The sequence below is a fragment of the Streptomyces sp. B21-083 genome (assembly GCF_036898825.1).
Lineage (GTDB): Bacteria > Actinomycetota > Actinomycetes > Streptomycetales > Streptomycetaceae > Streptomyces.
This window is the reverse complement of sequence record NZ_JARUND010000001.1, coordinates 2926641-2951620: the sequence shown is the minus strand read 5'-3', so window position 1 is coordinate 2951620 and position 24980 is coordinate 2926641. Positions and strand designations below refer to the sequence as shown.

General features: G+C 69.4%; 23 protein-coding genes. 15 read left to right on the top strand and 8 right to left on the bottom strand.

Going from position 1 to position 24980, the window contains the following annotated elements:
- The first annotated feature begins 5 nt into the window (after nt 1–5).
- The 6 genes from QA861_RS13140 (at nt 6) to QA861_RS13115 (ending at nt 4321) form a co-directional block, all read left to right on the top strand.
- Nucleotides 6–755, top strand: a complete 750-nt coding sequence (locus tag QA861_RS13140; RefSeq protein WP_334590536.1) for an ABC transporter permease — start codon at nt 6–8, stop codon at nt 753–755.
- A 32-nt stretch (nt 756–787) separates the two neighbouring features.
- A complete protein-coding gene (locus QA861_RS13135; RefSeq protein ID WP_334588515.1) occupies nt 788–2053 on the top strand; it encodes a sensor histidine kinase in 1266 nt (421 codons plus the stop codon).
- Complete coding sequence (locus QA861_RS13130; protein WP_334588514.1) at nt 2043–2678, top strand: response regulator; 636 nt, start codon at nt 2043–2045, stop codon at nt 2676–2678. Before QA861_RS13135 ends, QA861_RS13130 begins: the two co-directional genes overlap by 11 nt.
- A gap of 121 nt (nt 2679–2799) precedes the next feature.
- Nucleotides 2800–3138 (top strand): GatB/YqeY domain-containing protein, encoded by a 339-nt coding sequence (locus tag QA861_RS13125; protein WP_334590535.1) that lies wholly within the window; start codon nt 2800–2802, stop codon nt 3136–3138.
- On the top strand, nt 3135–3773 hold the full coding sequence (locus QA861_RS13120) for a GNAT family N-acetyltransferase (protein WP_334588513.1): 639 nt from the start codon (nt 3135–3137) through the stop codon (nt 3771–3773). The genes QA861_RS13125 and QA861_RS13120 overlap by 4 nt, the downstream gene beginning before the upstream one ends.
- 20 nt (nt 3774–3793) lie before the next feature.
- Complete coding sequence (locus tag QA861_RS13115) at nt 3794–4321, top strand: GNAT family N-acetyltransferase (RefSeq protein ID WP_334588512.1); 528 nt, start codon at nt 3794–3796, stop codon at nt 4319–4321.
- Between the two features lie 51 nt (nt 4322–4372).
- Here QA861_RS13115 and QA861_RS13110 read toward each other — a convergent pair whose 3' ends face one another.
- From QA861_RS13110 to QA861_RS13085, 6 genes are all read right to left on the bottom strand, one after another.
- Nucleotides 4373–5701, bottom strand: coding sequence for a lanthionine synthetase C family protein (locus tag QA861_RS13110; RefSeq protein ID WP_334588511.1), 1329 nt, complete (start codon nt 5699–5701; stop codon nt 4373–4375).
- Nucleotides 5698–8709, bottom strand: a complete 3012-nt coding sequence (locus QA861_RS13105) for a lantibiotic dehydratase (RefSeq protein ID WP_334588510.1) — start codon at nt 8707–8709, stop codon at nt 5698–5700. The genes QA861_RS13110 and QA861_RS13105 overlap by 4 nt, the downstream gene beginning before the upstream one ends.
- Nucleotides 8710–8929: 220 nt before the next feature.
- Complete coding sequence (locus tag QA861_RS13100; protein ID WP_334588509.1) at nt 8930–9070, bottom strand: hypothetical protein; 141 nt, start codon at nt 9068–9070, stop codon at nt 8930–8932.
- Nucleotides 9071–9572: 502 nt separating this feature from the next.
- Nucleotides 9573–10139 carry a nitroreductase family protein gene (locus QA861_RS13095; RefSeq protein ID WP_334588508.1) on the bottom strand — a complete coding sequence of 189 codons (567 nt, stop codon included), beginning with the start codon at nt 10137–10139 and terminating at the stop codon, nt 9573–9575.
- 59 nt (nt 10140–10198) lie between these two features.
- Entirely contained in the window at nt 10199–11113 is a 915-nt protein-coding gene (locus tag QA861_RS13090) for an EamA family transporter (protein WP_334588507.1), read from the bottom strand.
- Nucleotides 11114–11144: 31 nt separating this feature from the next.
- A complete protein-coding gene (locus QA861_RS13085; RefSeq protein ID WP_334588506.1) occupies nt 11145–11912 on the bottom strand; it encodes an iron-containing redox enzyme family protein in 768 nt (255 codons plus the stop codon).
- Between the two features lie 114 nt (nt 11913–12026).
- Between QA861_RS13085 and QA861_RS13080 the strand changes: the two genes are divergently transcribed.
- Nucleotides 12027–12599, top strand: a complete 573-nt coding sequence (locus tag QA861_RS13080; RefSeq protein ID WP_334588505.1) for a CGNR zinc finger domain-containing protein — start codon at nt 12027–12029, stop codon at nt 12597–12599.
- Between the two features lie 280 nt (nt 12600–12879).
- Here the strand turns inward: QA861_RS13080 and glgX are convergent, their stop codons facing one another.
- Complete coding sequence (gene glgX, locus QA861_RS13075) at nt 12880–15207, bottom strand: glycogen debranching protein GlgX (protein WP_334588504.1); 2328 nt, start codon at nt 15205–15207, stop codon at nt 12880–12882.
- Nucleotides 15208–15408: 201 nt separating this feature from the next.
- On the opposite strand from glgX, the gene QA861_RS13070 reads away from it, so the two are divergent.
- From QA861_RS13070 to QA861_RS13040, 7 genes are all read left to right on the top strand, one after another.
- Nucleotides 15409–16650 (top strand): L,D-transpeptidase, encoded by a 1242-nt coding sequence (locus QA861_RS13070; RefSeq protein WP_334588503.1) that lies wholly within the window; start codon nt 15409–15411, stop codon nt 16648–16650.
- Between the two features lie 221 nt (nt 16651–16871).
- Nucleotides 16872–18143: a L,D-transpeptidase gene (locus QA861_RS13065; protein ID WP_443041478.1), complete on the top strand. Its 1272-nt coding sequence runs from the start codon at nt 16872–16874 to the stop codon at nt 18141–18143.
- 323 nt (nt 18144–18466) lie between these two features.
- Entirely contained in the window at nt 18467–19234 is a 768-nt protein-coding gene (locus tag QA861_RS13060) for an enoyl-CoA hydratase/isomerase family protein (RefSeq protein WP_334588501.1), read from the top strand.
- A gap of 298 nt (nt 19235–19532) precedes the next feature.
- Nucleotides 19533–20036: an ATP-binding protein gene (locus QA861_RS13055; RefSeq protein ID WP_006375339.1), complete on the top strand. Its 504-nt coding sequence runs from the start codon at nt 19533–19535 to the stop codon at nt 20034–20036.
- Between the two features lie 622 nt (nt 20037–20658).
- A complete protein-coding gene (locus tag QA861_RS13050; RefSeq protein WP_334588500.1) occupies nt 20659–21450 on the top strand; it encodes a polysaccharide deacetylase family protein in 792 nt (263 codons plus the stop codon).
- Nucleotides 21450–22640 (top strand): YncE family protein, encoded by a 1191-nt coding sequence (locus QA861_RS13045; protein WP_334588499.1) that lies wholly within the window; start codon nt 21450–21452, stop codon nt 22638–22640. The genes QA861_RS13050 and QA861_RS13045 overlap by 1 nt, the downstream gene beginning before the upstream one ends.
- Nucleotides 22641–22738: 98 nt before the next feature.
- A complete protein-coding gene (locus tag QA861_RS13040; protein ID WP_334588498.1) occupies nt 22739–23347 on the top strand; it encodes an ADP-ribosyltransferase in 609 nt (202 codons plus the stop codon).
- Between the two features lie 23 nt (nt 23348–23370).
- On the opposite strand, the gene QA861_RS13035 is transcribed toward QA861_RS13040, so the two are convergent.
- Nucleotides 23371–24009, bottom strand: coding sequence for a GNAT family N-acetyltransferase (locus QA861_RS13035; protein WP_334588497.1), 639 nt, complete (start codon nt 24007–24009; stop codon nt 23371–23373).
- Between the two features lie 56 nt (nt 24010–24065).
- Here QA861_RS13035 and QA861_RS13030 point away from each other — a divergent pair, with 56 nt between their 5' ends.
- Nucleotides 24066–24980: a helix-turn-helix domain-containing protein gene (locus tag QA861_RS13030; protein WP_334588496.1), complete on the top strand. Its 915-nt coding sequence runs from the start codon at nt 24066–24068 to the stop codon at nt 24978–24980.

Sequence of the window (24980 nt, the reverse complement as noted above, 5' to 3'; positions counted from 1 at the left end):
GCGCCATGAACACATCCATCGCCGACACTGCCGTACTGAGGACCGAGATCCGGCTCCTGAGCCGCGAACCCGGCTCCCTCTTCTGGATCCTGTTGTTCCCGGTCCTCCTCCTGGTGATCCTCGGCTCGATCCCCTCCTTCGGCGACCCCCAGACCGACCTGGGCGGCCTACGGACGATCGACGTGTACGTACCGGTGGCCGTGCTGCTCGGCCCGATCGTCGGCGGCCTCCAGGCCATGCCGCAGACCCTCACCGGCTACCGCGAGCGCGGCATCCTGCGCCGGATGTCCACCACCCCGGTCCGCCCGGCCGCCCTCCTCCGGGCACAGATGCTGGTGTACGGCGGGGCGGCCCTGACATCGTCGCTTCTCACCCTCGCGGTCGGACGCCTCGCCTTCGACGTACGACTGGCCCGGCAGCCCCTCGGCTACGCCCTGGCCCTCGTCCTGACCGTGCTGGTCGCCCTCGCGCTCGGCGCCGTGGTCTCCGCGCTGTCCCGGACGACGAAGGTCGCGGGCGCGATCGGGTCGGCCGTGTTCTTCCCGTCGATGTTCTCCGCGGGCGTGTGGGCGCCGGTGCAGACCATGCCGGACGTGCTGGCCAGGATCGTCGGCTGGACCCCGTTCGGCGCGGCGGCCGAGGCGCTGAACCGGGCGGCGGCGGGGGACTGGCCCGGCTGGGACCACCTGGGCGTGCTGGTGGCCTGGACGGTACTGCTGACGGCCGGTGCCGCACGCTGGTTCCGGTGGGAGTAGGGGACGGGCGACGGTCCGTGCAGACTGGGGGCATGACCGCGGCGGACTCACAGCTCGACCGGCGCATGGAGCAACTGCACATCTGGGGGCCGTACGGGCTGCTCGGCGTCAGCGCGGTCCTCGCGGCCGTCTCCGCCGAGCTGATCGACGGCCCCATCGAATGGCAGGCCGCCGGGGCCCTCGTCGGCGCCGCGCTCGCGCTCCAGCTCTGGTGGCACGGCACCCGCCCCCGTCGGGCCGAGCGGGGCCGGACCCCGTCCCGGGCGGGGACCGCGTACTACGTCGTCCGCTGGGCGATCGCCTTCCTGCTCACCTGGGTCAACCCGTTCTTCGCGTTCTACGCCGCCGCCGGCTACATGGACGCCGACGAGCTGATCCCGGGTATGTGGCGGCGGCTCGGGCTGTTCGCCAGCGCGGTCACGGTGGCCGCCGCACAGGCTGGCGGGCTGCCGTTCGGAAGCGGGGGGCAGTGGGCGGCGTTCGCCGGGCTGCTGGTCGTCAACTTCGGCCTGCAGGCGCTGGTTGCCCACGCCACCGAGCAGGAAGTGCAGCGCTCCCGCGACCGGGACCTCACCATCACCGAACTCGAACGCACCAACACGGCGTTGCAACAGGCCCTCGACGAGAACGCCGCCCTGCACGCCCAACTCCTCCTCCAGGCAAGGGAAGCGGGCGTCGCGGACGAGCGCCGCCGACTGGCCGCCGAGATCCACGACACCATCGCCCAGGGCCTGACCGGGATCATCGCCCAGCTCCAGGTGGTGACGAACACCCCGGACCGCGTCCTGGCGCGCGAACACACGGACCGCGCCATGAAGTTGGCCCGCCACAGCCTCGGTGAGGCCCGCCGCTCCGTACAGAACCTCGCCCCCGTGGCCCTGGAGAGCGACGACCTGCCGGAAGCCCTGAAGAAGACGGTCGCCGACTGGGCCGAACGGACGGGCGTACGCGCCGAGTTCACGGTCACGGGCCCGGCGGAACAACTCCACGCGGAACTCGCGGCGACCCTTCTGCGCATCGCCCAGGAAGCCCTGTCGAACACGTCCCGCCACGCCCGCGCGTCACGGGCCGGCGTCACCCTGACCTTCCTCGGCGACGAGGTGATCCTCGACATCCGCGACGACGGTGAGGGCTTCGACCTGCTCGCGGCCCGCGCACGCACGGGCACCGGTGGCTTCGGCCTCGACGGCATGCGCGCCCGCGCCGAACGGATCGCGGGCGCCCTCACCCTGGAGTCCGAACCAGGTCAGGGCACGGCCGTCTCGGCACGCGTACCGTTGGTCCCCCATGACCACTGACGCACCCATCACCCTCCTGATCGTCGACGACCACCCCGTCGTACGGGACGGTCTGCGCGGCATGTTCGAGTCGGCGCCGGACTTCACGGTCCTCGGCGAGGCATCGAACGGCGTCGAGGCGGTCGAACTGGCCGCCACGCTCGCCCCCGACGTCGTCCTGATGGACCTGCGGATGCCGGGCGGCGGCGGAGTCGACGCGATCGCCGAACTGACCCGCCGCCGGTCCCGGGCGAAGATCCTCGTCCTGACGACGTACGACACGGACTCCGACACCCTTCCCGCGATCGAGGCGGGCGCGACCGGCTACCTCCTGAAGGACGCCCCGAGGGACGAACTCTTCACGGCGGTACGGGCGGCTGCCCAGGGCCGCACGGTCCTCTCCCCGGCGGTGGCCTCCCGCCTGGTCTCGGCGGTGCGCACCCCGGGCAACGAGCCCCTCTCGGCCCGCGAACGCGAGGTTCTGGCCCTGGTCGCCAAGGGCACGTCGAACCGGGAGATCGCCCGCGTCCTGTTCATCAGCGAGGCCACGGTGAAGACCCATCTCACCCACCTGTACACCAAGTTGGGCGTCAAGGACCGCGCGGCGGCGGTGGCGACGGCGTATCAGCGGGGCATCCTGGGCTGACCCGACCCGGCGGACGGGCCCCGATCCCTCATCTCTAATCACGTTGAGGGTCCCGTGGCGCCGCCATAAGGTCAGGCGCATGTCTCTACGTCTTCGTATGCGCCAAGCGCTGCCCGACGCGATGCGCGCTCGTGACAAGGTCGCGGTCAGTGCCCTGCGCGCGACACTCGGTGCGCTGGACAACGCCGAGGCGGTGCCCGTGGACGAGGCCGAACTGCGAGGCATGGCCCTTGAGTTGTCGCCGGTGGGCGCCGGCGTCACCGAAGCGGCTCGGCGCGAGCTGAGCGAGGGCGCCGTGGTCGACGTCGTACGCGCCGAGGCCGCCGAACGACTGGACGCGGCGGCGCAGTTGACCGCGCCCGCGCATGCCGACCGGGCCGCGCGCCTCCGGGCGGAGGCCACCGTACTGCTCCGCTTCCTCGACGACGACGTGAGCCCGCAGGGAATCGGGGAACGATGAGTTCCACACTGGACGGACCCGTCCTGGAGGGCTCACTCGTGCGCCTGGAGCCACTGGACCACCGGCACGCGCCGGACCTGGCCGCCGCGGCGGAGGAGGACCGCGGCTCGTACCGGTTCACGTGGGTGCCGAGGGCGGCCGAGGTCGGCGAGTACATCGACGCCCAGCACGCCCGCGCCGCCGCGGGGCAACTGGCTCCGTACGCGCAGGTGGACCGGGCGTCGGGCCGCGCGGTCGGGGCCACGGCCTACTGGGATCCGCGACGGTGGCTGGAGGGCGACGGTCTCTCCGCGATCGAGGTCGGCTTCACCTGGCTCGCGGCCTCCGCCCAGGGCACCGGGCTGAACACCGAGGCCAAGTACCTGCTGTTCCGGCACGCGTTCGAGAACTGGGACGTGGCACGCGTCGACCTGAAGACGGACGCCCGCAACGGCCGTTCACGGGCCGCGATCGAGAGGACGGGCGCGCGCTTCGAGGGCGTACTGCGGAACTGGTCCCGCTCCTGGGCACCCGGCGAGGACGGCCGGCTGCGCGACTCCGCGATCTTCTCGATCACCAGCGAGGAATGGCCGGCCTGCCGGACGGGGCTCGAACAGCGCATCACGCGCGCTCGCGAACACGGCGGCCCGAGTTGACCGAGTTCACCGGTCGGGCGATGTCCGAACTGAAGCGGCTGGACGCTGGTCATGCGCCGGCGGTCCTGGCCTTCGAGCTGGCCAACCGCACCTACTTCGCCGCCTCGGTCTCCGACCGCGGCGACGCCTACTTCGACCGGTTCGCCGACCGGTACGACGCTCTGCTGGCCGAGCAGGAGGCCGGCATCTGCGCCTTCTACGTGCTCGTCGCCGAGGACGGTTCGGTACTCGGCAGGTTCAACCTGTACGACTTGGAGGACGGCACTGCCGGACTCGGCTACCGGGTCGCCCAGCGGGTCGCCGGCCGTGGCGTGGCGACCGCGACCGTCCGGGAACTGTGCCGCCTGGCGGCCTCGCGGCACGGCCTGCGCACACTGAGGGCGGCGGCCGCCCACGAGAACGCCGCGTCCCAGAAGGTGCTGACCAACGCCGGATTCGTCCCGGTCGGCCCAGCCGACCCGGCCGACCTCGGCGGAAAGCCAGGCGTCTGGTACCAACGCGACCTGACACTCCGGCAGCCGCAGTCCGCCGTCTCGCCGACCGGGTAGACCGGCCCGCCGGCCGAGCTGAGCTTGAACATCCCCACGTACCCGCGCAGGTCAAGCCATGAGCAGTGCCGTGTCCCAAGCGCCGCGGTCCGGGAGTCTCCCGCCCCGGGCATCGACGTAGGAAAGCAACGTCAGAGCTACACCAGCGGCCCCTTGAAGCAGCCCGGGCTCGTCGACCGCAGGAGCATTCACCGCGGGAGACAGTGGGTAGCGATAGCCGAACGCGGTGCTGGGGTCGAAGCTCCGAGCGAGGTCCGTGGCCAGTCGGTCAGCCCCTTCCCACAGTTCTGAATGCCCCGTGTCCGCTGCCATCCGCACCGCTGTCAGCAACACGCCGGCTCGACCGTGGCAGAAGGTCGCATCCGGCATCTCAGCACTTCCGTACGGCCGCTGGAAGACGGACCGCATCGCGTCGATGCCGGCCTCTGTCAGATCGGGGTCGCCGAGCGAACGTCCGGCCAGCTGCAGTGACCGTGCCACGCCGGCAGTCCCGTAGCACCAGTCCGACCTGGGCGCGACCGGCACTTCCGGGCTTCGGGAGCGGCCGGTCTCGTCCTCGAAAGCGACGCGGCCGGGCCAGTACGTGCCTTGTCTTCCCGCCCTGCGTTTCCGCATCACCCAGTCCGCCATGGTGCGCGTGGCGTCGAGCATGTCAGGGACGCGATGTCCGGCCTGGTGTGCCAGGGCCAGCAGCGACAGGGGTCCGCAGATGCCATGCGCGATACCGAGGTTGAACTCGCCGAGGGGGTAGGCCACGCGGTCTGCTTCCGGCGCGAGGTCCGGTCCTGGGTCCGTCCACCAACCCGGTACCCACTCACCGTGGACCTGTATCGGGCGGGCCATCTCGACCAGCAGGGCGAGCAACTTCCGCAAGACGTCCGAGGACTCGGCGTGACCCAGCGTGGCGCCGGCCATCAAGCCGCGTCCGCCGCGAGCAAGCCCGTTGACGAAGTCGTATTCCGCGTTCGCCAGTCCAGGTCCCTTTTCCCGCAACCGCCGGCCGATCGCGTCAAGAGACGTTCGTATCGCGGATACATGCGCTGGAGCGGCCCGTTTCAGGAAATTGGCGTAGCCACCGTGTTCCTGGGCGTGCAGAGACGCGGCGAGAAGCACATCGCCGACGGTGTCCGTGGTGACGGTCTGGAGGGCCGCCGAGAAATGGGCGTGGGCCGTTCTGCCCCAGTCGGCGTCGTCCGAGGTGAGACGACTGTAGAGCATGGCGATACCGGTGTGCCCGATGAGCAACTGTGCGGGTTGCCAACCAGGGAACCGGACATCGGGAGGAATCCGCGCACGTGATTCTCGGGTGAGCCGGTCCACCTCTTCCGGTACACGAAGCCGCTCGGCCACGGCGTGAGCGGAAGCGAGTGGGCCGGTCATCGACCGTGTCGCACTCTGTCGACACGCAGGGCGAGGGACTCGCGGGCTGTCGCATAGGCAAGAGCCTCTTTTTCCCGGCCCACTCCTAGGAGCCGGTTGCAGTGCATGTGTGCCAAACTCATCGCTATGGCTCCGGTATCCGCCTCCGCGGATCTCCCCGGAATCGGAGTGTTGTTCCGCAGCGTTTCACGAAGCGCGAGGAGAGCCGTGCGCCGAGTTCGCCAATGATCGTCAACCACTGAATTCACCGCTCTGCCGTGCTCGTCCATCAGCATGCTCAGCGACTGCTTGTCGGCCCTCGGTACGCGACCTCGGAGGGCCATGACGGGCGCGCCGCCGAGTTGCCGCAGCACCTCGGAGGTCGTGCCGCAGAGATGGGACAGGATGTCCAGGACGCCCAAGGCGGCCGGCGACACGTCGGAGATGTCCGCCAACGGACCGTCCGGGGAGCTCAATTGCCGCAGTACGGCCTGACTGTCGGCGTGGAAGCTCTGCTCGGCGCCGACGATGGCCGCTGCTCCGCCGTAGCGGTGGACCTCGGGTTCGTAGGTGTCGAGTGCCAGTCGGGACAGAAGTCCCGCGTCACCCAGTTCTGCTGCCCAGGAACGCAGTTCGGGCAGCAGTTCCCCCCACAGCGACTTCGCCCCGCCGTGGAACCGCAGGCGTAGATGAGGGTCGGGGTCTGCGTAGCGCAGGAAGAACCAGGTGTCGGTGAGAGGGCCTGAGACCCGGTCGATCAGTCGGCCGAGGTGGCGGGTGAGCACTGCGGGCTGATGGCGTTCGGGGACATAGAGCTTCGCGTACAGCCATTCGCCGCCGGGCAGGTGGCTGGACACGCCGTACGGTGCGAGATCCTTGGCCGGTGCCGCATCGCTTCGCGACCGTGGGGCACGTGGGCGAGAGCCACGGTTGGCCTGGTGGCCCTTCCTCAGAACGGGAAAGACGAACTCGCAGGCGTGCGATCCGTCCCGGCTCTGGAACCAGTCGTTGCGCGGAGCGCCGCCGAAGCGTTCGATGACGGCCAGGCCTGAGCCGCGGCGCACTTCGCCGCGGAAGACAAGAAGGTGGAGCGGGTCGTCGAGGTCCACGGCGATACGGTGGTCCCCCCTGCCCAGCAGGACGTCCCGGGGGACAGCCCACCGTTGCCGCCACCGGGCCACTTGCGCGGCCCACTGGGAGTCGCAGGCGGACGACGCGGCGAACAGCTCCTCGTCGGGCCTCCAGTGCGCGGGGCACAGCACCGACCGGCCGTACCTCACCCGGGGCAGCGCAGGCGTTGTCGACCAGACGCCCCAGCTCCAGCCCCCGGGAGGCCGCTCCTCCTGCTGGCCCAGTTCGAGCAGAAAACGGGCCACGTTCGGCACATGGCCGCTGTGCGGATCGATCATGGAGTACGTGACAGGGCGCACCCGCTGCCCGGTCGCCGTCCACACGAGTTCCAGGCAGCTGCTGGTGGCCCGAACTCCGAGATGCTCCAGGCTCAGGTCATCCACTGCGTCTGTCGCGGCCGGGCCCACGCCGAGCGGGATCCTGTGCCGCAGCCACTGAGGAACGCCGGTCACGTTGGCCGAGCGAGCCACCGAGGGGCGGAAGGCGACGAGTGCGGCAAGCTCTTCCGTGTCGTTCATGGCCTCGGCGTCGTCGACCAGTTGCTGTACTCGGGCCTGCGCGGGTGCAGCGAGTGCGAACAGGAAACGTCCGAAGGCTGCCCCAGCCATGGGGGAGACCGGGCTCAGCCCCAGCACGAGGCGGAAGTCGCCCGCGCAGAGCGCTTCCCAGCTGGCCGCCACCACCTCAGCACCGATGTCCGCTGATCGTGGTCCCTGGCTGTGGCTGTCAGAGGTGAGCCGTCGTACGGCCGCGTCATCCAGGATGATCTCCTGTGCGCCGCGGTGCATGGCGTCGCAGAGAAGTTCACCGAGCAGCCGGTCCCGCTTGTCCGCGGCAACCGCCCGATGCCCGGTGGTGCTTCCCTGCTCGGTCAGTGGCAGACCGAGTCCACGCACCTCGTCGAGGAGTTCCAGTACGGGCACCGTGCGTTCCGTTCCGTACCGTTCGAGGAAACGCCCGTGATAGGCACGCATGCGTTCCTTGGCCGGGTGCTCGGACGCGAGCCTCCACAACACGTCCGCGACACCGGCCACCTCTTTCCCCACAGTTGGGGGAAGGGTCACGCGGGCGTCGAACAGCAGATCGCACTGAAGAGGGTGCTCGGCCGGGACGAGCGCCCTCATCCTGTTCCTGGCAGCGACCAACGCGGTGAGCCGGTCTCCCGGCGCCGCGGAATCGAGGGCGTTCAGCGCCTTCTGGATCCCGCGCAGTTCCCGGACGACGGGGTGGTCGAGTCCGTCCAGCCGGTGCAGGAGGTAGGTGAGGGGATCACCGCAGTCGGGCGGAGGCATCAGGTCGGTGAGCAGGAAGTGGCTTCCTACCAGCTGGTCGAGACAACGCTCGACCGCTTCCTCGGAAGCCCGCGGGAACTGGTCGCGCACCGTCTTCAGTACGTGCTCCCACGTCGCGGGCTCCCTTGTGGCACCCAGGACCGCACCGACGACGGAGGTGTAGCGGACCGAGGGTGTCAACTCCTGCCCAGAACCGTTGTGGAAGTCGATCAGTACCAGTCGCCCGTCGCGCACAGTGCACAGATTGTTGGCCACCAGGCGAGCACGTCTCAGCACAGGCCGCACGGTCAGGACGGACATCAGGACCTCGAGCAGCCATCCCGCGTCCGGCCGGCTCACAGTCCGGTGTTCACGGCCGACGTCCAACTGGGGTCGCCGTCCTGGATCCGACAGGGCTACACCGGCGAACAGACCGAAGGGCGTGGGGCGTTGGGCCATACGCAGGTGATATTTGGTGAGAGCAGTGGTGACGCGCCGCAGAACCTTGCGCCTGACCGGTCGCCCTTCCGCCACACGCCGCACGTCATCTGCCAGGCTGGGGCTCGCGAGTTCGACTGCCGTCATGAGTTCGGAAATCGACGCCAGCGCGGCCACGCGTTCGCGCATTCCTGATTCGTCGTCCGGGCCGGCCACAGGTGGCAGGGAAGATGCTTCGGGTTCTTTCAGTGCGGAATCGATGTTGCCTGGTGGAAAAGGCAGAGCCGCAGCACGTAACAATACTGGCCCAGAACACTCGAATGACGGACTCGCGTCCTCTTGCGCGGCCACAGCTCTCCCCATTGCCGGTGCCGGGCGGGGCTCAGCACCCCGCCCGGCACACTGTTATTCACTCACCGGTGAAACAGAACCCGCCGCAGGAGACCCAGCAGAAGGTGGCGCTTGTCGCACGTGAGACCTGAACCGAGTTCTCCAGTGCTTCGACGTTCAGATCCAGGTCGAATTCCTCTTCGATCACAACGGTGGGCATATACAACCTCCAGAATGAGATCTGCCGGATCAATCAATCGGTGACGCGGAATCCACCCTGATGCCACTGCCTGTTGCGTCACAAGCCTTACATGGGGGCGGACTTTTTCCGTTCGCGCGCCGGGGCAGTCAGTTGATGGGCGTGGCAGTCAATACCGCCCGGAACGTGGCCAGTCGCCGGCGCCACCCGGCTTTGCCGTAGTGCGCCGGTTCCGGCGTCGTATCGGAAATCCTGCGGCTGCGTGCCGGTCGGCGGTGGACAGCCGCGGGAACGGATTTCAGTAGATTCCCGCCGAGGAGGACGGTCACACAACCGCAAGTGGACAGGCAGTACTCGATGTCGCCTTGGGAAGTCCGGTGCCGAGACAGCAGGACCCACTGGGCACTGTCCGTGACCGGTGACCAGCAGACGGGGCAGGAGTCGATGCCGGTGTCATCCATGCACCCACGCTGACGCAATGGCCTAAGTCATTTCAACCATTACATCGTACGAGTGGCACGTGTCAGACAGTCGCTTGGTGCGGCAGGGACAGACGGCTGAGTCGACTGGACACGTCGCACAGCGGGCGGCGCCGGGGCCCGGATGTCCGGATCTCGGCCGTACCGATGTACAGCCACCCCAGCAGTTCCTCCCCGTCCCGCAGGCCCAGCAACTGCCGTACCTGCGGCGAACACACGGCAGCCCCGGTCCGCCAGATGCTGCCGAAGCCCCGCGAGTGCAGCAACAGCATCATCGAGTGAGTCACGGCGCTGGTCGCCGCCAACTGCTCCCATTCGGGAACCTTGTGCCCCTGGGTCGGGGTGAACACCAACGATGCCAGCAACGGGGCACGCTGGGGCTTGGCCGCGGCCTGGGTGCGGCGTTCGGCCGGGGCTTCCTCGGCGAAGCGGGCTCCGAGCTCGTCGCGGCCGTCGCCGCGGATGAGTATCCAACGCCACGGACGGAGCAGACCGTGGTCCGGAGCTGTCGCGGCCACCTTCAACAGGTAGGCGAACTCCTCGTCACTGGGGGCAGGTTCGACCAGGTGGTGCTCACTGCGACGGGTCAGCATCGCCGTGGTGAGGTCCATGAGAAGCAGTTCCTCTCTGTCGGATGGATACCGGTCCCTCAACGGCCTGTCGTGGAACGTCAGGCGTTGGGCGTTTCGGCCTCCGACTCCGTGGGAGATCCCGTCTGCGCGCGACCGGTGCTGCCTCTGGGCGACTGGACCGACCACGCGGTGGCGACGACGACCAGTGCGATGGCCGCGCCCTGACGCGCCGTCATGTGCTCGCCGAGCACGACGTAACCGACGCCGGCGCCGACGGCAGGGCTCATGGCCAGCAGAATGCCGAACGCCCGCACGTCGATACGCCGCAGCGCCGTCAGATCGAGGGAGTACGGGATCAATGAGGAGAGGAGGGCCACGAGAAGGCCGGTGAGGAGAAGATGCGGATGCCGTGCGATCACCGCACCTTGTGTGGCGGCTGCCACCGGGGTCAGCAGGCAGGCGCCGATGGCCAGAGCGACGGCCAGTCCGCTCCAGTCGTCGAAGAGGCGCCCTACCCGACGACTGAGAAGGACGTAGGACGCGCGACAGATGGCAGCCAGACCCCCCAGCAGCAGACCGGCCACGGGAAGAGCGGCGCCGGGAGAGGCGAGCAACAAGACGCCCGTCAGGGCCATGAGGGTGCCTGCCAGGTCCTTCCAGTGCCGTGACATCGCGACGGCCACGATCAAGGGGCCCAGGAGCTCGATGGTCGAGGCGATGCCGATCGGCAGATACTTGATCGTCTGGAAGTAGGCCACGTTCATGGCGGCGAAGACCACGCCCAGTGCGATGGCGGTCCACCGTTGGCGGCTCGACATCGCACTGGGGCGAGGGCGGACGAGCACCCACACGATGACGGCGGAGAAGAGCAGGCGCATACCGGCCAGGGCCGTCGCGCCCACCTCGTCGTAGGCGCTCTTGGCAACCGCCGATCCGACTTGCAGGCTACTGATCTGTGCCAGCACCAGCAGCGGAGGAACCATGCGGTCGCGATGGGCCTGTTGCGCTTTCAAGGTAACTCCGCGCTCCCCGTCGCCCGTTCGGTCAGGCTGCCGCAGCTCGCCGGGTCATCTCCGAGGCGACACCGCGCCAGTAGTCGGCCGTGAGGTTCACGAACTGTGTGAAGCCCTCGGTCACGACCGCCAGGTCGTCCTCATCCTGGCAGACCGCGGCCGCGGAGATCACGGCCTGAGCCTTGTGGTCCTTCTCGGCTTCCCCGATGTGCACGTAGAAGTACTCGCAGGCCTCGTGGAAGTCGTCGTCCGTCTCGTAGACGCTCTTGTAGTTACGCACCCCCTCGTACAGGCGGGTGAGCATCGAGTAGGCGAGGTGCTCCTGAGCCAGCAGGGCACCCTGCACCGTGCGCTGGTCATCGGACTCGAACAGCGCACGCTGTTCGGTGCTGAACGCGTGCGTGGTGGGCAGCGTCGGCGCGCCGCGCACGTCCTCGGCGGACACCGGCGCTCCCCTGAGCCGAGTCAGCAGGTCGCTGAGGAAGGTCTCGAGCAGGACGAGGTGGGCCTTCGACGCGTCTCCGTTGCCGTACTCGGAATAGAGGTTCTTCACGCACTCCACGCGTGCGTGAAGATCCCTGGTGTTGAGCACCGACAAGGCCACCATGACGCTCGTGTTGACCGTGCGCGCCAGGTACTGCTCGGCAAACACACTGACTTCGGGGTAGGTCAGTGGCCCACCCATCCAGCGTGCGTAGAATTCGTTGTTCAGCGCCTCACTGGAGTGCACCGAGGCGGCCAGTTTCTCCACGGACTGATCGATGAACTGACGAGTGTGTTCCTGGGTGAGAACAGACATGTGCTGAGTTGACACCTGCTTCGGTCGGTTGCCTTCTGCACGTGCTGAACCGACTGCCACCACTCATCGAGTAATAGCCGTTCGGCCCGCAAACGAGCGTGCTTTACTACTGCTATGCAATTCAACCCTTACGGTGGCGAAGCCGCGCGGCTCGCCGCGGATCTCGTCAACAGCACCGCCCTCTGGACGCCACGCGAACTGGAGCAGATCCTGGCCGTGCACGGCATCGCGCAGCGCGTGCTGGACCCGCCGCAGACGTTAGAGATATGGGAGTGGAGCCGGCGGCTCGCCCACTGTTTCGGCGCCCAGCCGCTGGACGAACGGTGCGAAATGATCAATATGCTGCTGGCGGAGGCCGCCAGTTCGCCGCGTATCTCGCTGCACGACGGAACGCCGCACATGCACTACAGCGCTCCGGGCTCCGCCCCTGCCGCCCACATCAAGGCAGTCACCGCGACCGGCCTGTCGTACGTCGTCTGCTCGGCTTCTCCGACTCGGCTTGGTCGATGTGCACGAAGCGTATGCAAAATGGCCTTCGTGGACACGTCCCGAAATGGGCGCCGCGCCTACTGTTCGGTGAGATGCGCCAACAACGACGCGGTAGCCCGCCACCGGGCCGTCGGATCCCTCGGCGCAGGCAGATCCGATCGTGCTCGCCACGTCGGTGTCCGTAGGGCGGGTGCATAGGTGATCTGGACGCATCGGTCATGTCGTGAAGCGCCTGGAATGCCGGGCCGCCGAAAAATGGCCGAAATGGCAAGTGTAAAGGCGAGCGTGGGTCGTCGAAAGTTTCGAATTCGCTTGCTGGGAAGACTTTGATGGTCGTCGGGACCGCAATACAGCGGGGCGAGAACAGCTTGTGCCGCGACCCGTCGCCGACGGGCTGCGACAGGAGGGTGTGGCCGGGGTCATCGGTCCTGTTGATGAGCGCGGAATTGGCCAAGGTGCCATGCGAAGCCCCCGCCCCTCACCCCACCACCCGCAACAACAGGACAGCCCGCCCCGGCACCCCGATCTCCTCACCGGCCCGGTACTCGACCCGGGGTGCCGCCCCCTGGTCCTCGCGGGACGTGTCGACGACGACCTCGTAGCGGTCGGCCCAGGGTGCCCCCGGGAGTACGAAGCTCGTCGGGCGGTCGCCCGCGTGGAGTACGGCCAGGAAGCTGTCGTCGATGATCGGGGCGCCCCGGGCGTCCCGGCCCGGGATGTCGCGGCCCGAGAGGTACATGCCCAGGGTCGCCGCCGGCGCGTACCAGTCCCCTTCCGTCATCTCCGCGCCCCGAGCCGTGAACCAGGCCAGGTCCCGGAGTCCGTCCGTCGAGCGGGCCCGGCCGGAGAAGAACGCCCGGCGGCGCAGTACGGGATGCCGGTGCCGCAACTCGATGAGGCGGGCGGTGAGTTCGGTCAGGGCGCGCCAGCCCGGGTCCTCCAGCAGGCTCCAGTCCAGCCAGCTGATCTCGTTGTCCTGGCAGTACGCGTTGTTGTTGCCGCCCTGGGTGCGCCCCAGTTCGTCACCCGCGACCAGCATCGGAACGCCCGTCGACAGCAGCAGGGTTGTCAGCAGGTTCCGCAACTGGCGTCGCCGCAGCGCCCGTACGCGCTCGTCGTCCGTCTCACCCTCGGTGCCGCAGTTCCAGGCGCGGTTGTCGTCCGTGCCGTCCCGGTTCCCCTCCCCGTTGGCCTCGTTGTGCTTGCGCTCGTACGACACCATGTCCCGGAGGGTGAAACCGTCGTGCGCCGTGACGAAGTTGACCGAGGCGTAGGGGCGCCGGCCGCCCCACGCGTACAGGTCGCTCGACCCCGACAGGCGGTACCCGAGGTCCCGTACGTCCGGCAGCGCGCCCCGCCAGAAGTCCCGTACCGCGTTGCGATAGCGGTCGTTCCACTCCGTCCACAGGGGTGGGAACGCACCGACCTGGTAGCCGCCCGAACCGACGTCCCACGGCTCCGCGATCAGCTTCACCCTCCTCAGCACCGGGTCCTGGGCGATCACCGCCAGGAAGGGGGAGAGCATGTCGACGTCGTGCATCGAGCGGGCCAGGGCCGCCGCCAGGTCGAACCGGAAGCCGTCCACCCCCATCTCCGTCACCCAGTACCGCAACGAGTCGGTGATCAGGCGCAGTACGTGCGGCTGGACCACGTGGAGCGTGTTGCCGCAGCCCGTGTAGTCCGCGTAGCGGCGGGCGTCGTTCTGCAGCCGGTAGTAACCCCGGTTGTCCATGCCGCGCAGGGACAGCGTCGGGCCGTGTTCGTCGGCCTCCGCCGTGTGGTTGTAGACCACGTCGAGGATGACCTCGATGCCCGCCGCGTGCAGTGCGCGCACCATGCGCTTGAACTCGCCGACCTGCTGGCCCGCCGTACCCGTCGCCGCGTAACCCGCGTGCGGGGCGAAGTAGCCGATCGAGTTGTAGCCCCAGTAGTTCTTCATGCCCCGGCGCAGGAGATGGTCCTCGTGCGCGAACTGGTGCACGGGCAGCAGTTCCACCGCCGTCACGCCCAGCTTCGTCAGATGCTCGATCGCCGCCGGGTGCGCCAGGCCCGCGTAGGTGCCCCGGAGCTCTTCGGGGATGCCGGGGTGCAGCTTGGTGAACCCCTTGACGTGGACCTCGTAGATCACCGAGTCCGCCCACGGCGTTTTCGGGCGGCGGTCGTCCGCCCACTCGTCGTCGGGGGCGTCGTCGTGGACGACGACTCCCTTCGGGACGTACGGCGCCGAGTCCCGGTCGTCGCGCACGGTGTCCGCGACCTGCTGCTGGGGCCAGTCGCGGACATGCCCGTACACCTCGGGGGGCAGCTCGAAATCGCCGTCCACCGCACGGGCGTACGGGTCCAGGAGCAGCTTCGCCGGGTTCCAGCGGGCGCCGGTCCACGGGTCCCAGCGGCCGTGCACGCGGTAGCCGTACCGCTGGCCCGGCATGACCCCGGGCACGAAGCCGTGCCAGATCTCGTGCGTCAGTTCGGTGAGGGAGACGCGGGTCTCCACCTCCCCGCCGCCCCCGTCACCGTCCCCGACCTCGCCGAACAGGCACAGCTCCACCGCCTCCGCCCCACCCGCCCACAGCGCGAAGTTGGTGCCCGACACCCCGTCCGGGCCGGTGCGAAAACGCGCGCCCAGCGGCATGGGCGTCCCCGGCCACACGGGTACGGAGGGCAGCGCGGCGCGTGGCACGCCGTTCCGCGCGGGGTCGGTGGTGACGTCGGTGGTGGCATCGATGTCTGGCAACACGGCTTCGGGGCGCCTCTCCTCGACGGCGCGCTCGTTCGCGACCGCCTTCTGCTCGGCTGCGCTGGACACCTCTCCGCCTCCCGCGACTCGTGGAACGGGTGAAACCGGTGGAACGAGTGAAACTGAGCCAGCACAACGAGAACAAGTGTGCGGTGTCCCGGCCGCAGAGCCCTGTCGCGTCGCTCTTCGCGTCGTTTCTCCCCCCTGTTCTGCCCAGAGCGTGGCTCGCACTCACGTTTCCCCAGGGCGGGCCGCGTCGTTGGGGTCTTCGTGAGGCACGTAACTGGGCGCGCTCGGCGCGCGAGGGCCGGGCTGGCCGCCGTACTGACATGGGCAGGACTGCTGGCCGGAGCAGCCGGCTGCACTTCGGAGGGGGTGGGAGGAGTGGACTCGGTGTTCGGGAAACCCGGGGCACCGCTGGACGCGATCCGCGTCTCGCCGGACGACGGGAGCCGCGCCGTGCGCCCCGACAACCCCCTTCTCGTACGGGTGCCCAGCGGGCGCCTGGAGTCCGTGAAGGTCGTCCGGGCCCAGGACGCGCAGGAGTCGGCGGTGGCCGGACGGATCTCCGAGGACGGGTTGTCCTGGCGGCCCGACGACGCGCGGCTCGCGCTGGCCGCCAGATACACGGTCGACGCCGTGGCGCTCGACGCCCACGGCCGCCGTTCGGCCCGGCACACGACCTTCACGACGTACGTGCCCGATGAGCGTTTCATCGGATACGTCACCCCGGAGAACCGTGCCACCGTCGGCACCGGAATGATCGTGTCGCTGGAGTTCAACCGGGGGATCCGCAACCGCGCGGCCGTCGAACGCGCGATCCATGTCACCGCCGAACCGGCCGTCGAGGTCCGCCCGCACTGGTTCGGCGACGACCGCCTCGACTTCCGGCCGGAGGAGTACTGGGCGCCGGGTACCAAGGTCACCGTCGACCTGGCGCTGCGGGACGTCGAGGGGGCGCCGGGGGTGTACGGGATCCAGCGCAAGACGTTCACGTTCACCGTCGGCCGCAGTCAGGTCTCGCTCGTCGACGCCGCCGCGCACACCATGGAGGTGCGGCGCGACGGCGCACTGCTGGCCACGGTGCCGATCACGGCGGGGGCGCCGAAGTCCACGACGTACAACGGGAAAATGGTGGTCACGGAGATGCTGGAGCTGACCCGGATGAACGGTGCCACGGTCGGCTTCAAGAAGAAGGACGGCAGGGGCGAGTACGACATCCCGGACGTGCCGCACGCGATGCGGCTGACCACCTCCGGGACCTTCCTGCACGGCAACTACTGGGCGCCGGACGCCTTCGGCAACACCAACGTCAGTCACGGCTGCGTCGGGCTGAAGGATGTGAAGGGCGGGAGTTCGGACAGTCCGGCGGGCTGGTTCTTCGACCGGAGCCTTGTCGGCGACGTCATCGAGGTCGTCCACAGCAAGGACAAGAACGTCGCTCCCGACAACGGGCTCGGCGGCTGGAACATGGACTGGAAGGAGTGGCAGGCGGGCACTGCCGTGAAATAGCCGGGAGTTGCGGGAGTCGAGGTTCGTGGCGGTCGCCGGCGCGCTGTGACGGTCACGGGGGTGACGTAAACAGTCGGGTCCGACAATCTGATGATGTTGGGACGAAACAGTGACCTTCTGGGGCCGCCGGGGGGTGTGACCTTGTGCTTAATATGCGCCCGGGTGCGTGGGACGCGCCGGGGAAGCGGGCCTGGAACAGGCCACGGGGAGGGGAGACCAGCTTGAACGCGCGACCGATATCGGGGGCTTCGGCTGCGGCACGACGGGGCGGGGCAAGGGTAAGCGGGATACGGGGGAGCAGAGGGCCACTGGCGCTGCTCGCCGGGGTCGTGCTCGTCGCCGTCACCGCGTGCGGCGGGGGCGGCGGCTCGAACTCCGGGTCCGACGACGCCAAGCCCCAGGGCAAGGACTCCACCACAGCGCAGACCCAGCAGTCGCAGGCGGTCGTCACCATCGCGCCCAAGGACGGCGCGAAGTCCGTGGACACCAGCGGCGCGCTCACCGTCAGCGCCGCGAAGGGCAAGCTGACCGAGGTCAAGGTCGAGGACTCCAAGGGCAACGCGGTCGCGGGCGCGCTGACCGCCGGTGACACCAAGTGGGCGCCCGCGACGCATCTCGCCGCGTCGACCACGTACAAGGTGCACGTCGTGGCGAAGGACAGTCAGGGGCGTACGGCGGCGGAGGAGTCGTCCTTCACCACCCTCACCCCGAAGAACACGTTCGTCGGTACGTTCACGCCCGAGGACGGTACGAAGGTCGGCGTGGGCATGCCGTTCTCGGTCCGCTTCACCCGGGGCATCACGCACCCCGACGACGTCGAGAAGGCCATCACCGTCAAGACCGAGCCGGCCGTCGACGTCGAGGGTCACTGGTTCGGCAACGACCGCCTCGACTTCCGGCCGGAGAAGTACTGGGCGCCGGGCACGAAGGTCACCGTCACCCTCGCCCTCGACGGCGTCGAGGGACGCCCCGGCGTCTACGGCAAGCAGGCCAAGCAGGTCTCCTTCACCATCGGCCGCAGCCAGGTCTCCACGGTCGACGTCAAGACCAAGAAGATGGTCGTACGACGGGACGGCAAGGTCGTCAAGACCATCCCCGTCACCACCGGCAAGCCCGGCTACGACACCTGGAACGGCCAGATGGTCATCACCGAGCGCCTCGAAGTGACCCGGATGAACGGCGAGACGGTCGGCTACGGCGGCGAGTACGACATCAAGGACGTCCCGCACGCCCAGCGCCTGACCGACTCCGGCACCTTCATCCACGGCAACTACTGGGGCGGCGACGCCTTCGGCAACTACAACGCCAGCCACGGCTGCATCGGCCTGCGGGATGTGCGCGGTGGCTACGACAGCGGGGTGTCGGCGGCCTGGTTCTTCAACCGGTCGATGATCGGCGACGTGGTCATCGTGAAGAACTCCAACGACCGGATCGTCGACCCGGACAACGGCCTCAACGCCTGGAACATGTCCTGGGAGAAGTGGAAGGCGTAGTCCCGGTTACGTTGTCGCGGGCCCGGTGCGACTGCCAGCACCGGGCCCGTTGTCGTCAGCCCCCGTGCTGTGTCTGCCCGGGGGACAACCCCCGGACCCCCGGCCGGGTGTGACGGGCCGCACCGGTCCAGTGGCCGTTAGTCCCCGTGCTGTGTCTGCCCGGGGGACAACCCCCGGACCCCCGGCCGGGTGTGACGGGCCGCACCGGTCCAGTGGCCGTTAGTCCCCGTGCTGTGTCTGCCTGGGGGGGCAACCCCCTGACCCCCGCCGGGTGTGACCGACCGCATCGGTCAGCAGCCGTTAGTCCCCGTTAACCTGCCTGCATGACCGTGAATCTCGAAGTCGCCGAAGGTGTGGGCACGCTCCGGTTGGACCGGCCGCCCATGAACGCGCTGGACGTCGCCACCCAGGACCGCCTCAAGGAGCTCGCGGAGGAGGCCACCCGTCGGGACGACGTACGGGCGGTCGTCGTGTACGGCGGGGAGAAGGTGTTCGCGGCCGGCGCGGACATCAAGGAGATGCAGGCCATGGACCACGCGGCGATGGTCGCCCGGGCACGGGCACTGCAGGACTCCTTCACCGCCGTCGCCCGTATCCCCAAGCCCGTCGTCGCCGCGGTGACCGGCTACGCGCTCGGCGGCGGCTGCGAGTTGGCGCTCTGCGCGGACTACCGCATCGCCGGCGACAATGCGAAACTCGGTCAGCCGGAGATCCTGCTGGGGGTGATCCCCGGCGCGGGCGGTACGCAGCGACTCTCCCGGCTGATCGGCCCCTCCAGGGCCAAGGACCTGATCTTCACCGGACGGATGGTCAAGGCGGACGAAGCGCTGTCACTCGGTCTGGTGGACCGCGTGGTACCGGCCGCCGACGTGTACACCGAGGCGCATGCCTGGGCGGCGAAGCTCGCGCAGGGACCGGCGATCGCACTGCGCGCGGCGAAGGAGTCGATCGACGCGGGTCTGGAGACGGACCTGGAGACGGGGCTCACGATCGAACGGAACTGGTTCGCGGGCCTGTTCGCGACGGAGGACCGGGAGATCGGGATGCGGAGCTTCGTGGAGGAGGGCCCCGGCAAGGCGAAGTTTCTCTGACTTCCGCCGATTTCTGCGTTCCGTAAGTTCCGTCAAGGCACTTGCGGTTGACGCGATGTTTTGTACGGGTCCCTCGAAGGAGCGGTTTATGGGAGCCTTGAGCCAGTCTTGAGCCTGTGATGACGAGGGGGCCTGTCGCTTGCCCGAAAGTGAGCTTCCGCCGCAGGTCAAAGGGGCTGTGGAAGCCACCGAAATGCCATCGACATATGCCGGACGGCCTAATCGGAATGACGCGTTCCGGGGGGCGTATTCCTCCGGAACGGCCCCCGAGGACGGCGTGGGCGGCCATGATGGGGGCATGGCGGGGCTGGAGGGCATGGAACAGCCGCGGGGACACGGCCGTGCGACGGCGGCGCGGTGGTCGCCTGCGGTCGAGGACGAACGGGCACTCAAGGCGCTCGAGTTGTTCGGAAACCCGACGGAAGCCGAGGTTCCGCTGCCGTCCCGCCCCGAATCCGCCGCCACCGCGCGCCGCCTCGCCCAGGTCATCGTGCTGCGCCAGTGGGGGCTGAGCCCCAAAATGACGGAGGACGCGGTCCTGCTCGTCTCCGAACTGGTCGGCAACGCGGTCCGCCACACCGGCGCGCGGGTGTTCGGCCTGCGGATGCACCGACGCCGCGGATGGATCCGGGTAGAGGTCCGGGACCCCTCGCGAGGACTGCCCTGTCTGATGCCGGTTCAGGAGATGGACATCAGCGGGCGAGGGCTGATGCTGGTGGACAAGCTCTCCGACCGATGGGGCGTCGACCTGCTGCCGCGCGGCAAGACGACATGGTTCGAGATGAGGGTCGCCGACCGGTAGGCAGTACGACCGGGCCTGAGGCTGCCGGGTCCGAGATGGCCGAGGCTGAGACTGCCGGGTCCGGGATACCGGGCTGGGGCTGTCGGGTCGGAGGTCGTCGGGGCTAGGACTGCCGCTGGCCGTACGCGGCGAGCCAGGGGCTGTCGGGTCCGAGATCACCGGGCCCGAGATTGCCGGGCCCGAGATTGCCGGGCCCGAGGCTGCTGGGCCCGAGGCTGCTGGGCCCGAGGCTGCTGGGTCCGAGGCTGCTGGGTCCGAGGCTGCTGGGCGAGGCCGCCGGGCCCGAGACCGCCCGGTCCGGGACAGTCGGGCCTGCCGCTGCCGCTGCCGCTGCCCGGTCCGGGATACCGGGCTATGGCTGTCGGGTCGGAGATCGTTGGGGCTGGGACCGCCGCTGGCCGTACGCCGGCGGACCTGGGGCTGTCGGGCCCGAGGCCGCCGGGTCCGAGATCGCCGGGCCTGGGACTGCCGGGCCGGGGCTGTCGGGTCCAGGATCGCCGGGCCTGGGACTGTCGGGGTCGGTGTTGTCGGGGCTGAGGTTTGTCTTCTTTGGGGGTGCCGGGGGAGGTGGGCGGGCCGTCGATCGGGCTAATCGGCGGTTTTCTGGGCCAACTCCCCTTAAATGGTGCGGGTGACCACGAACGACCGCCGGGCAGTGCTGCGCGCGGGTGCCGGGATCGTCGCCTCGGGGGTGCTGACCGCCGGGTGCGCGACCGGTGCCGGCACCGGCGGTGCCGCCGCTCATCCGGCCGCCCTCCCGTCCCGTACGCCGGCAACCCGTGCCCCCGCCGCCGCCCCTGCCCCGCTTCTCCACTACCCCGCACAGATCTCCCACGGACCCCGCGACCGCCCCCGTGTCGCCCTCACCTTCCACGGCAACGGCGACCCCGCCACCGCCCACGCCCTGCTCTCCGCCGCCGAGAAACACGGCTCCCGCGTCACCGTGCTCGCCGTCGGGACCTGGCTCGACGCGCATCCCGGCCTAGCTCGCCGCGTCCTCGATGGCGGTCATGAACTCGGCAACCACACCCTGCGGCACCTCGACATCAACAACATGCCGGAGGCGGACGCCGATGCCGAGATCAGGGGGTGCGCCGAGCGGCTGAAGAGGCTCACCGGGTCCGTCGGCACCTGGTTCAGGCCCTCGCGCGCGCCCCGCGCCTCCCCGCTCGTCGAACGGCTCGCCCGCCGGGCCGGCTACCCGCACGTCCTGTCGTACGACGTCGACCCCCTCGACTTCACGTCGCCCGGCGCCCCCGCCGTCGTACGCAACGTCATGGCCGGCGTCCGCGCCGGATCGATCGTGAGCCTGCACTTCGGCTACGCGGACACGGTTGCCGCGTTCCCCGGCCTCCTCCACGAACTCGACCGTCGCGGCCTGCGCGCGGTGACCACCACGGAGTTGCTGACCTGATGCCCCCCACCGCCATCACCCGCGCCCTCGTCACGGGGGCCGCACTCACCCTCCTCGCCGGACTCGCCGGCTGCGGCACCCAGGCCCCGGACCAGCCTCACCGCGCCCTCGGCACGGTCAAGCCCGCCAGGCCCGCCGTACCCGCCAAGCCCCTTGCCCGGGGGCTGCCCGGGATGCCGCCCGTCCTCGACCCCCGCGACGTCTACGCCGCCGACCGGCCGGGCCGACTCTCCCCGGTCGTCCGGGACTTCCCGTCCCGCGTCTACGTGCCCAACACCGAGTCCGACACCGTCTCCGTCATCGACCCGAAGACGTACGAGGTCATCGAGACGATCCACGTCGGCCGCCAGCCCCAACACGTCGTCCCCTCCTGGGACTTGAGGACTCTCTGGGTCAACAACGACCGCGGCAACACCCTCACGCCCATCGACCCGAGGACCGGGAAGGCGGGCGAGCCGGTCGACGTCCACGACCCGTACAACCTCTACTTCACGCCGAACGGCAAATACGCCGTCGTCATGGCCTCCCTCGACCGCGAGCTGGTCTTCCGAGACCCGCACACGATGAGGATCGCCAAGACCGTGCCCGTCAGCTGCTACGGCGTCAACCACGCGGACTTCTCCCTCGACGGCCGGTACTTCATCGTGTCCTGCGAGTTCAGCGGCGAGCTGCTGAAGGTCGACACGGAGAAGATGAAGGTCGTCGGACAGCAGAAGCTGCCGTTCGAGGGCGCGATGCCGCAGGACGTCAAGATCTCGCCGGACGGCAAACGGTTCTACATCGCCGACATGATGGCCGACGGCATGTGGGTCCTGGACGGCGACAAGTTCACCCGGCCCACCCTCCTGCCCACCGGCAAGGGCACCCACGGGCTGTACGTCAGCCGCGACTCCCGCGAGATGTACGTGTCCAACCGGGGCGAGGGCAGCGTCTCCGTCTTCGACTTCGACAAGGGCGAGGTCACGAGGAAGTGGCATCTGCCCGACGGCGGCAGCCCCGACATGGGCGGCGTCTCCGCGGACGGCAAGGTCCTCTGGCTGTCCGGCCGTTACAACGCCGAGGTCTACGCCATCGACACCCGGACCGGGAAGCAGCTCGCCCGTATCAAGGTGGGCAGGGGCCCGCACGGACTCGCCGTCTACCCGCAGCCCGGCCGCTATTCGCTCGGCCACACCGGCATCTTCCGCTGATCCCGGCCCAGTTGGCCCGCCGTCCTCACCTCGTGTGACACGCCGCCGATCGAGTGACGATCCCCGACCCGCCGCCGCAGACCCGACAGGGTGCATCCATGATCACAACTCGCCTGCGGCGGCGGACCGCTGCCGTCGCCCTCTCCCTGGCCGCCGTCTTCGCGACCTCGGCCGCCACCCCGCCCGCCGCCGCCCCGAAGGCCTTCACGAGGGCAGCTGCCCCGAGCTGCCCCCAGTTCGACGACCCGATCAAGGCCGCCGTGGACCGCCGCGTCGACGTCGACCGCATCACGCCCGAGCCGGTCTGGCGCAAGACCTGCGGCACCCTCTACCGCAGCGACGGCCGCGGCCCCGAGATCGTCTTCGCGGAGGGCCTCAAGCCGAGGGACGTCGTCAACGGCCAGTACGACATCGAGAAGTACGTCCTGGTCAACCAGCCCTCCCCGTACGTCTCCACGACGTACGACCACGACCTGTACAAGACATGGTGGAAGTCGGGCTACAACTACTACATCGACGCCCCGGGCGGCGTGGACGTCAACAAGACCATCGGCGACACCCACAAATGGGCCGACCAGGTCGAGGTGGCCTTCCCCGGCGGTATCGAGCGGAAGTACATCATCGGCGTCTGCCCGGTGAACAAGACCACCAAGGTCGAGATCATGAGCGGCTGCGAGAGCAACCCGCACTTCGAGGCGTGGCACTGAGTCCGGCCTAGGCACCTGGGAACCTAGGGCGCGAGCAGCAACGCCTCTCCGCCCACCGGTACGAACCCCGCCGCCTGGAACGCCCGTACGCTGCGGGCGTTCCCCGGGGCCAGTTGGGCCCAGACCGGCTCGCCGTCGCTCAGGTGGCGTGCCGAGGACGCCAGGGCCCGGCCCAGACCCCGGTGCCGTACCGCCTCCGGCACCTCGACCGCGGCCTCCAGCCGGCCCGAGACGCCGCGACCGAGGATGAGGAGCCCGCCGTCGGCGGCCCACACCCTGACGTCGTCGCGGTGCTTGTGGGCCCGGGCGATCCGGTGATGGCCGGGGTCGTCGAACTCAGTCAGCGTCAGGGGCGGGTCCCCCTGGAGCGGGGCGGCGACCGCGAGGAGATCGATCGTCTCGTTCGAGCGGCCCGTGCGGTCCATGAGGGCGGTCAGGAAGCGCGGGTTCATCGGAGCGGAGAGCGCGTCGCTGTTGACGCCGGCCAGGGTCCGGCGTACCCAGTCCGGGTCCTCGTCGGTGAAGACGACCGCGTGCGCGGTGAAGGCCAGGACCCCGGCGTCGCGGTGGGACGCCTGGGGCACGATGGTCGTACGGCCGTCGGGGGGCGGGAAGACACCCCGCGCCACGGCGTCGAGAATGTCCTGCAGCGTTTCCCCCACGGTGCTCCTCCCGGCCGCTTGAGTCTCCACCCACTGGAAGGCCCAGACTCGCCATCATGATCGACGACGGCACCGGATATCTCACCATCGGCGAGCTGGCCCGGGCCACCGGACTGACCGTACGCACCATCCGTTACTGGTCGGACGAGGGGGCCCTGCCGCCCGTGACCAGGTCGTCCGGCGGCTACCGGCTGTACGACGCCGGCTCCGTGGCCCGCCTCGAACTGATCCGCACCCTGCGTGAGCTGGGCCTCGGCCTGGACCACGTACGCGCGGTGCTGGCCGGGGAGACGACGGTCGCGGAGGTGGCCGCCACGCATGTGTCGGCGCTGGACGCGCAGATCCGGACGCTGCGGGTGACCCGTGCGGTGCTGTCTTCCGTCGCGAGACGCGGTTCCACCGCGGAGGAGATGACGCTCATGAACAAACTGGCGCGGCTGTCGGCCGCCGAACGCAAGCGGATCATGGAGGAGTTCGTGGACGAGATGTTCCACGGCCTCGACACGGCGGACCCGGTGATCCGTGAGCGGATGCGGAACATCGCCGCCGACCTGCCGGACGACCCGACGCCCGAACAGGTCGACGCCTGGGTGGAGTTGGCCGAGCTGTTGCGGGACCCGGAGTTCAAGGCGCGGATGCGGGCGGTGGCGGAGTTCAACGCCGCCGACCGGGGCCATGACATCGAGGACGGCGCGTCCCTGTGGTTCGCCCAGCGGATGATCAAGCTGGCGGTCGATGCCCGGGCGCGGGGCGTCGACCCCGGCGACCCGGAGGCCGAGGAGGTCCTGCGGGACCTGCTGGGCGACGCCCACCCCGCCGACGTACTCGCCCGTCTGGAGTCGCCCGCGAACGAAACGGTCGCCCGCTATCGCGAGTTGCTGCTCGCGGTGAAGGGCCAGGAACCGCCCGCCGCGCACCGTGCGGAGTTCGCGTGGGTGGTCGCGGCGCTGCGCGCCCACTTGGCCAGCTAA

Excerpts from the sequence above, each read along its gene's own strand:
- QA861_RS13050 (WP_334588500.1), top strand. The coding sequence starts at position 20,659 with ATGGTGCGGGTGACCACGAACGACCGCCGGGCAGTGCTGCGCGCGGGT.
- QA861_RS13040 (WP_334588498.1), top strand. The coding sequence starts at position 22,739 with ATGATCACAACTCGCCTGCGGCGGCGGACCGCTGCCGTCGCCCTCTCC.
- QA861_RS13060 (WP_334588501.1), top strand. The coding sequence starts at position 18,467 with ATGACCGTGAATCTCGAAGTCGCCGAAGGTGTGGGCACGCTCCGGTTG.
- QA861_RS13055 (WP_006375339.1), top strand. The coding sequence starts at position 19,533 with ATGGCGGGGCTGGAGGGCATGGAACAGCCGCGGGGACACGGCCGTGCG.
- QA861_RS13030 (WP_334588496.1), top strand. The coding sequence starts at position 24,066 with ATGATCGACGACGGCACCGGATATCTCACCATCGGCGAGCTGGCCCGG.
- QA861_RS13080 (WP_334588505.1), top strand. The coding sequence starts at position 12,027 with ATGCAATTCAACCCTTACGGTGGCGAAGCCGCGCGGCTCGCCGCGGAT.
- QA861_RS13100 (WP_334588509.1), bottom strand. The coding sequence starts at position 9,070 with ATGCCCACCGTTGTGATCGAAGAGGAATTCGACCTGGATCTGAACGTC.
- QA861_RS13115 (WP_334588512.1), top strand. The coding sequence starts at position 3,794 with ATGTCCGAACTGAAGCGGCTGGACGCTGGTCATGCGCCGGCGGTCCTG.
- QA861_RS13045 (WP_334588499.1), top strand. The coding sequence starts at position 21,450 with ATGCCCCCCACCGCCATCACCCGCGCCCTCGTCACGGGGGCCGCACTC.
- QA861_RS13095 (WP_334588508.1), bottom strand. The coding sequence starts at position 10,139 with ATGGACCTCACCACGGCGATGCTGACCCGTCGCAGTGAGCACCACCTG.
- QA861_RS13135 (WP_334588515.1), top strand. The coding sequence starts at position 788 with ATGACCGCGGCGGACTCACAGCTCGACCGGCGCATGGAGCAACTGCAC.
- QA861_RS13085 (WP_334588506.1), bottom strand. The coding sequence starts at position 11,912 with ATGTCTGTTCTCACCCAGGAACACACTCGTCAGTTCATCGATCAGTCC.
- QA861_RS13105 (WP_334588510.1), bottom strand. The coding sequence starts at position 8,709 with ATGCGCGAACGCGTGGCCGCGCTGGCGTCGATTTCCGAACTCATGACG.
- QA861_RS13125 (WP_334590535.1), top strand. The coding sequence starts at position 2,800 with ATGCGCGCTCGTGACAAGGTCGCGGTCAGTGCCCTGCGCGCGACACTC.
- QA861_RS13120 (WP_334588513.1), top strand. The coding sequence starts at position 3,135 with ATGAGTTCCACACTGGACGGACCCGTCCTGGAGGGCTCACTCGTGCGC.
- QA861_RS13130 (WP_334588514.1), top strand. The coding sequence starts at position 2,043 with ATGACCACTGACGCACCCATCACCCTCCTGATCGTCGACGACCACCCC.
- QA861_RS13140 (WP_334590536.1), top strand. The coding sequence starts at position 6 with ATGAACACATCCATCGCCGACACTGCCGTACTGAGGACCGAGATCCGG.
- QA861_RS13110 (WP_334588511.1), bottom strand. The coding sequence starts at position 5,701 with ATGACCGGCCCACTCGCTTCCGCTCACGCCGTGGCCGAGCGGCTTCGT.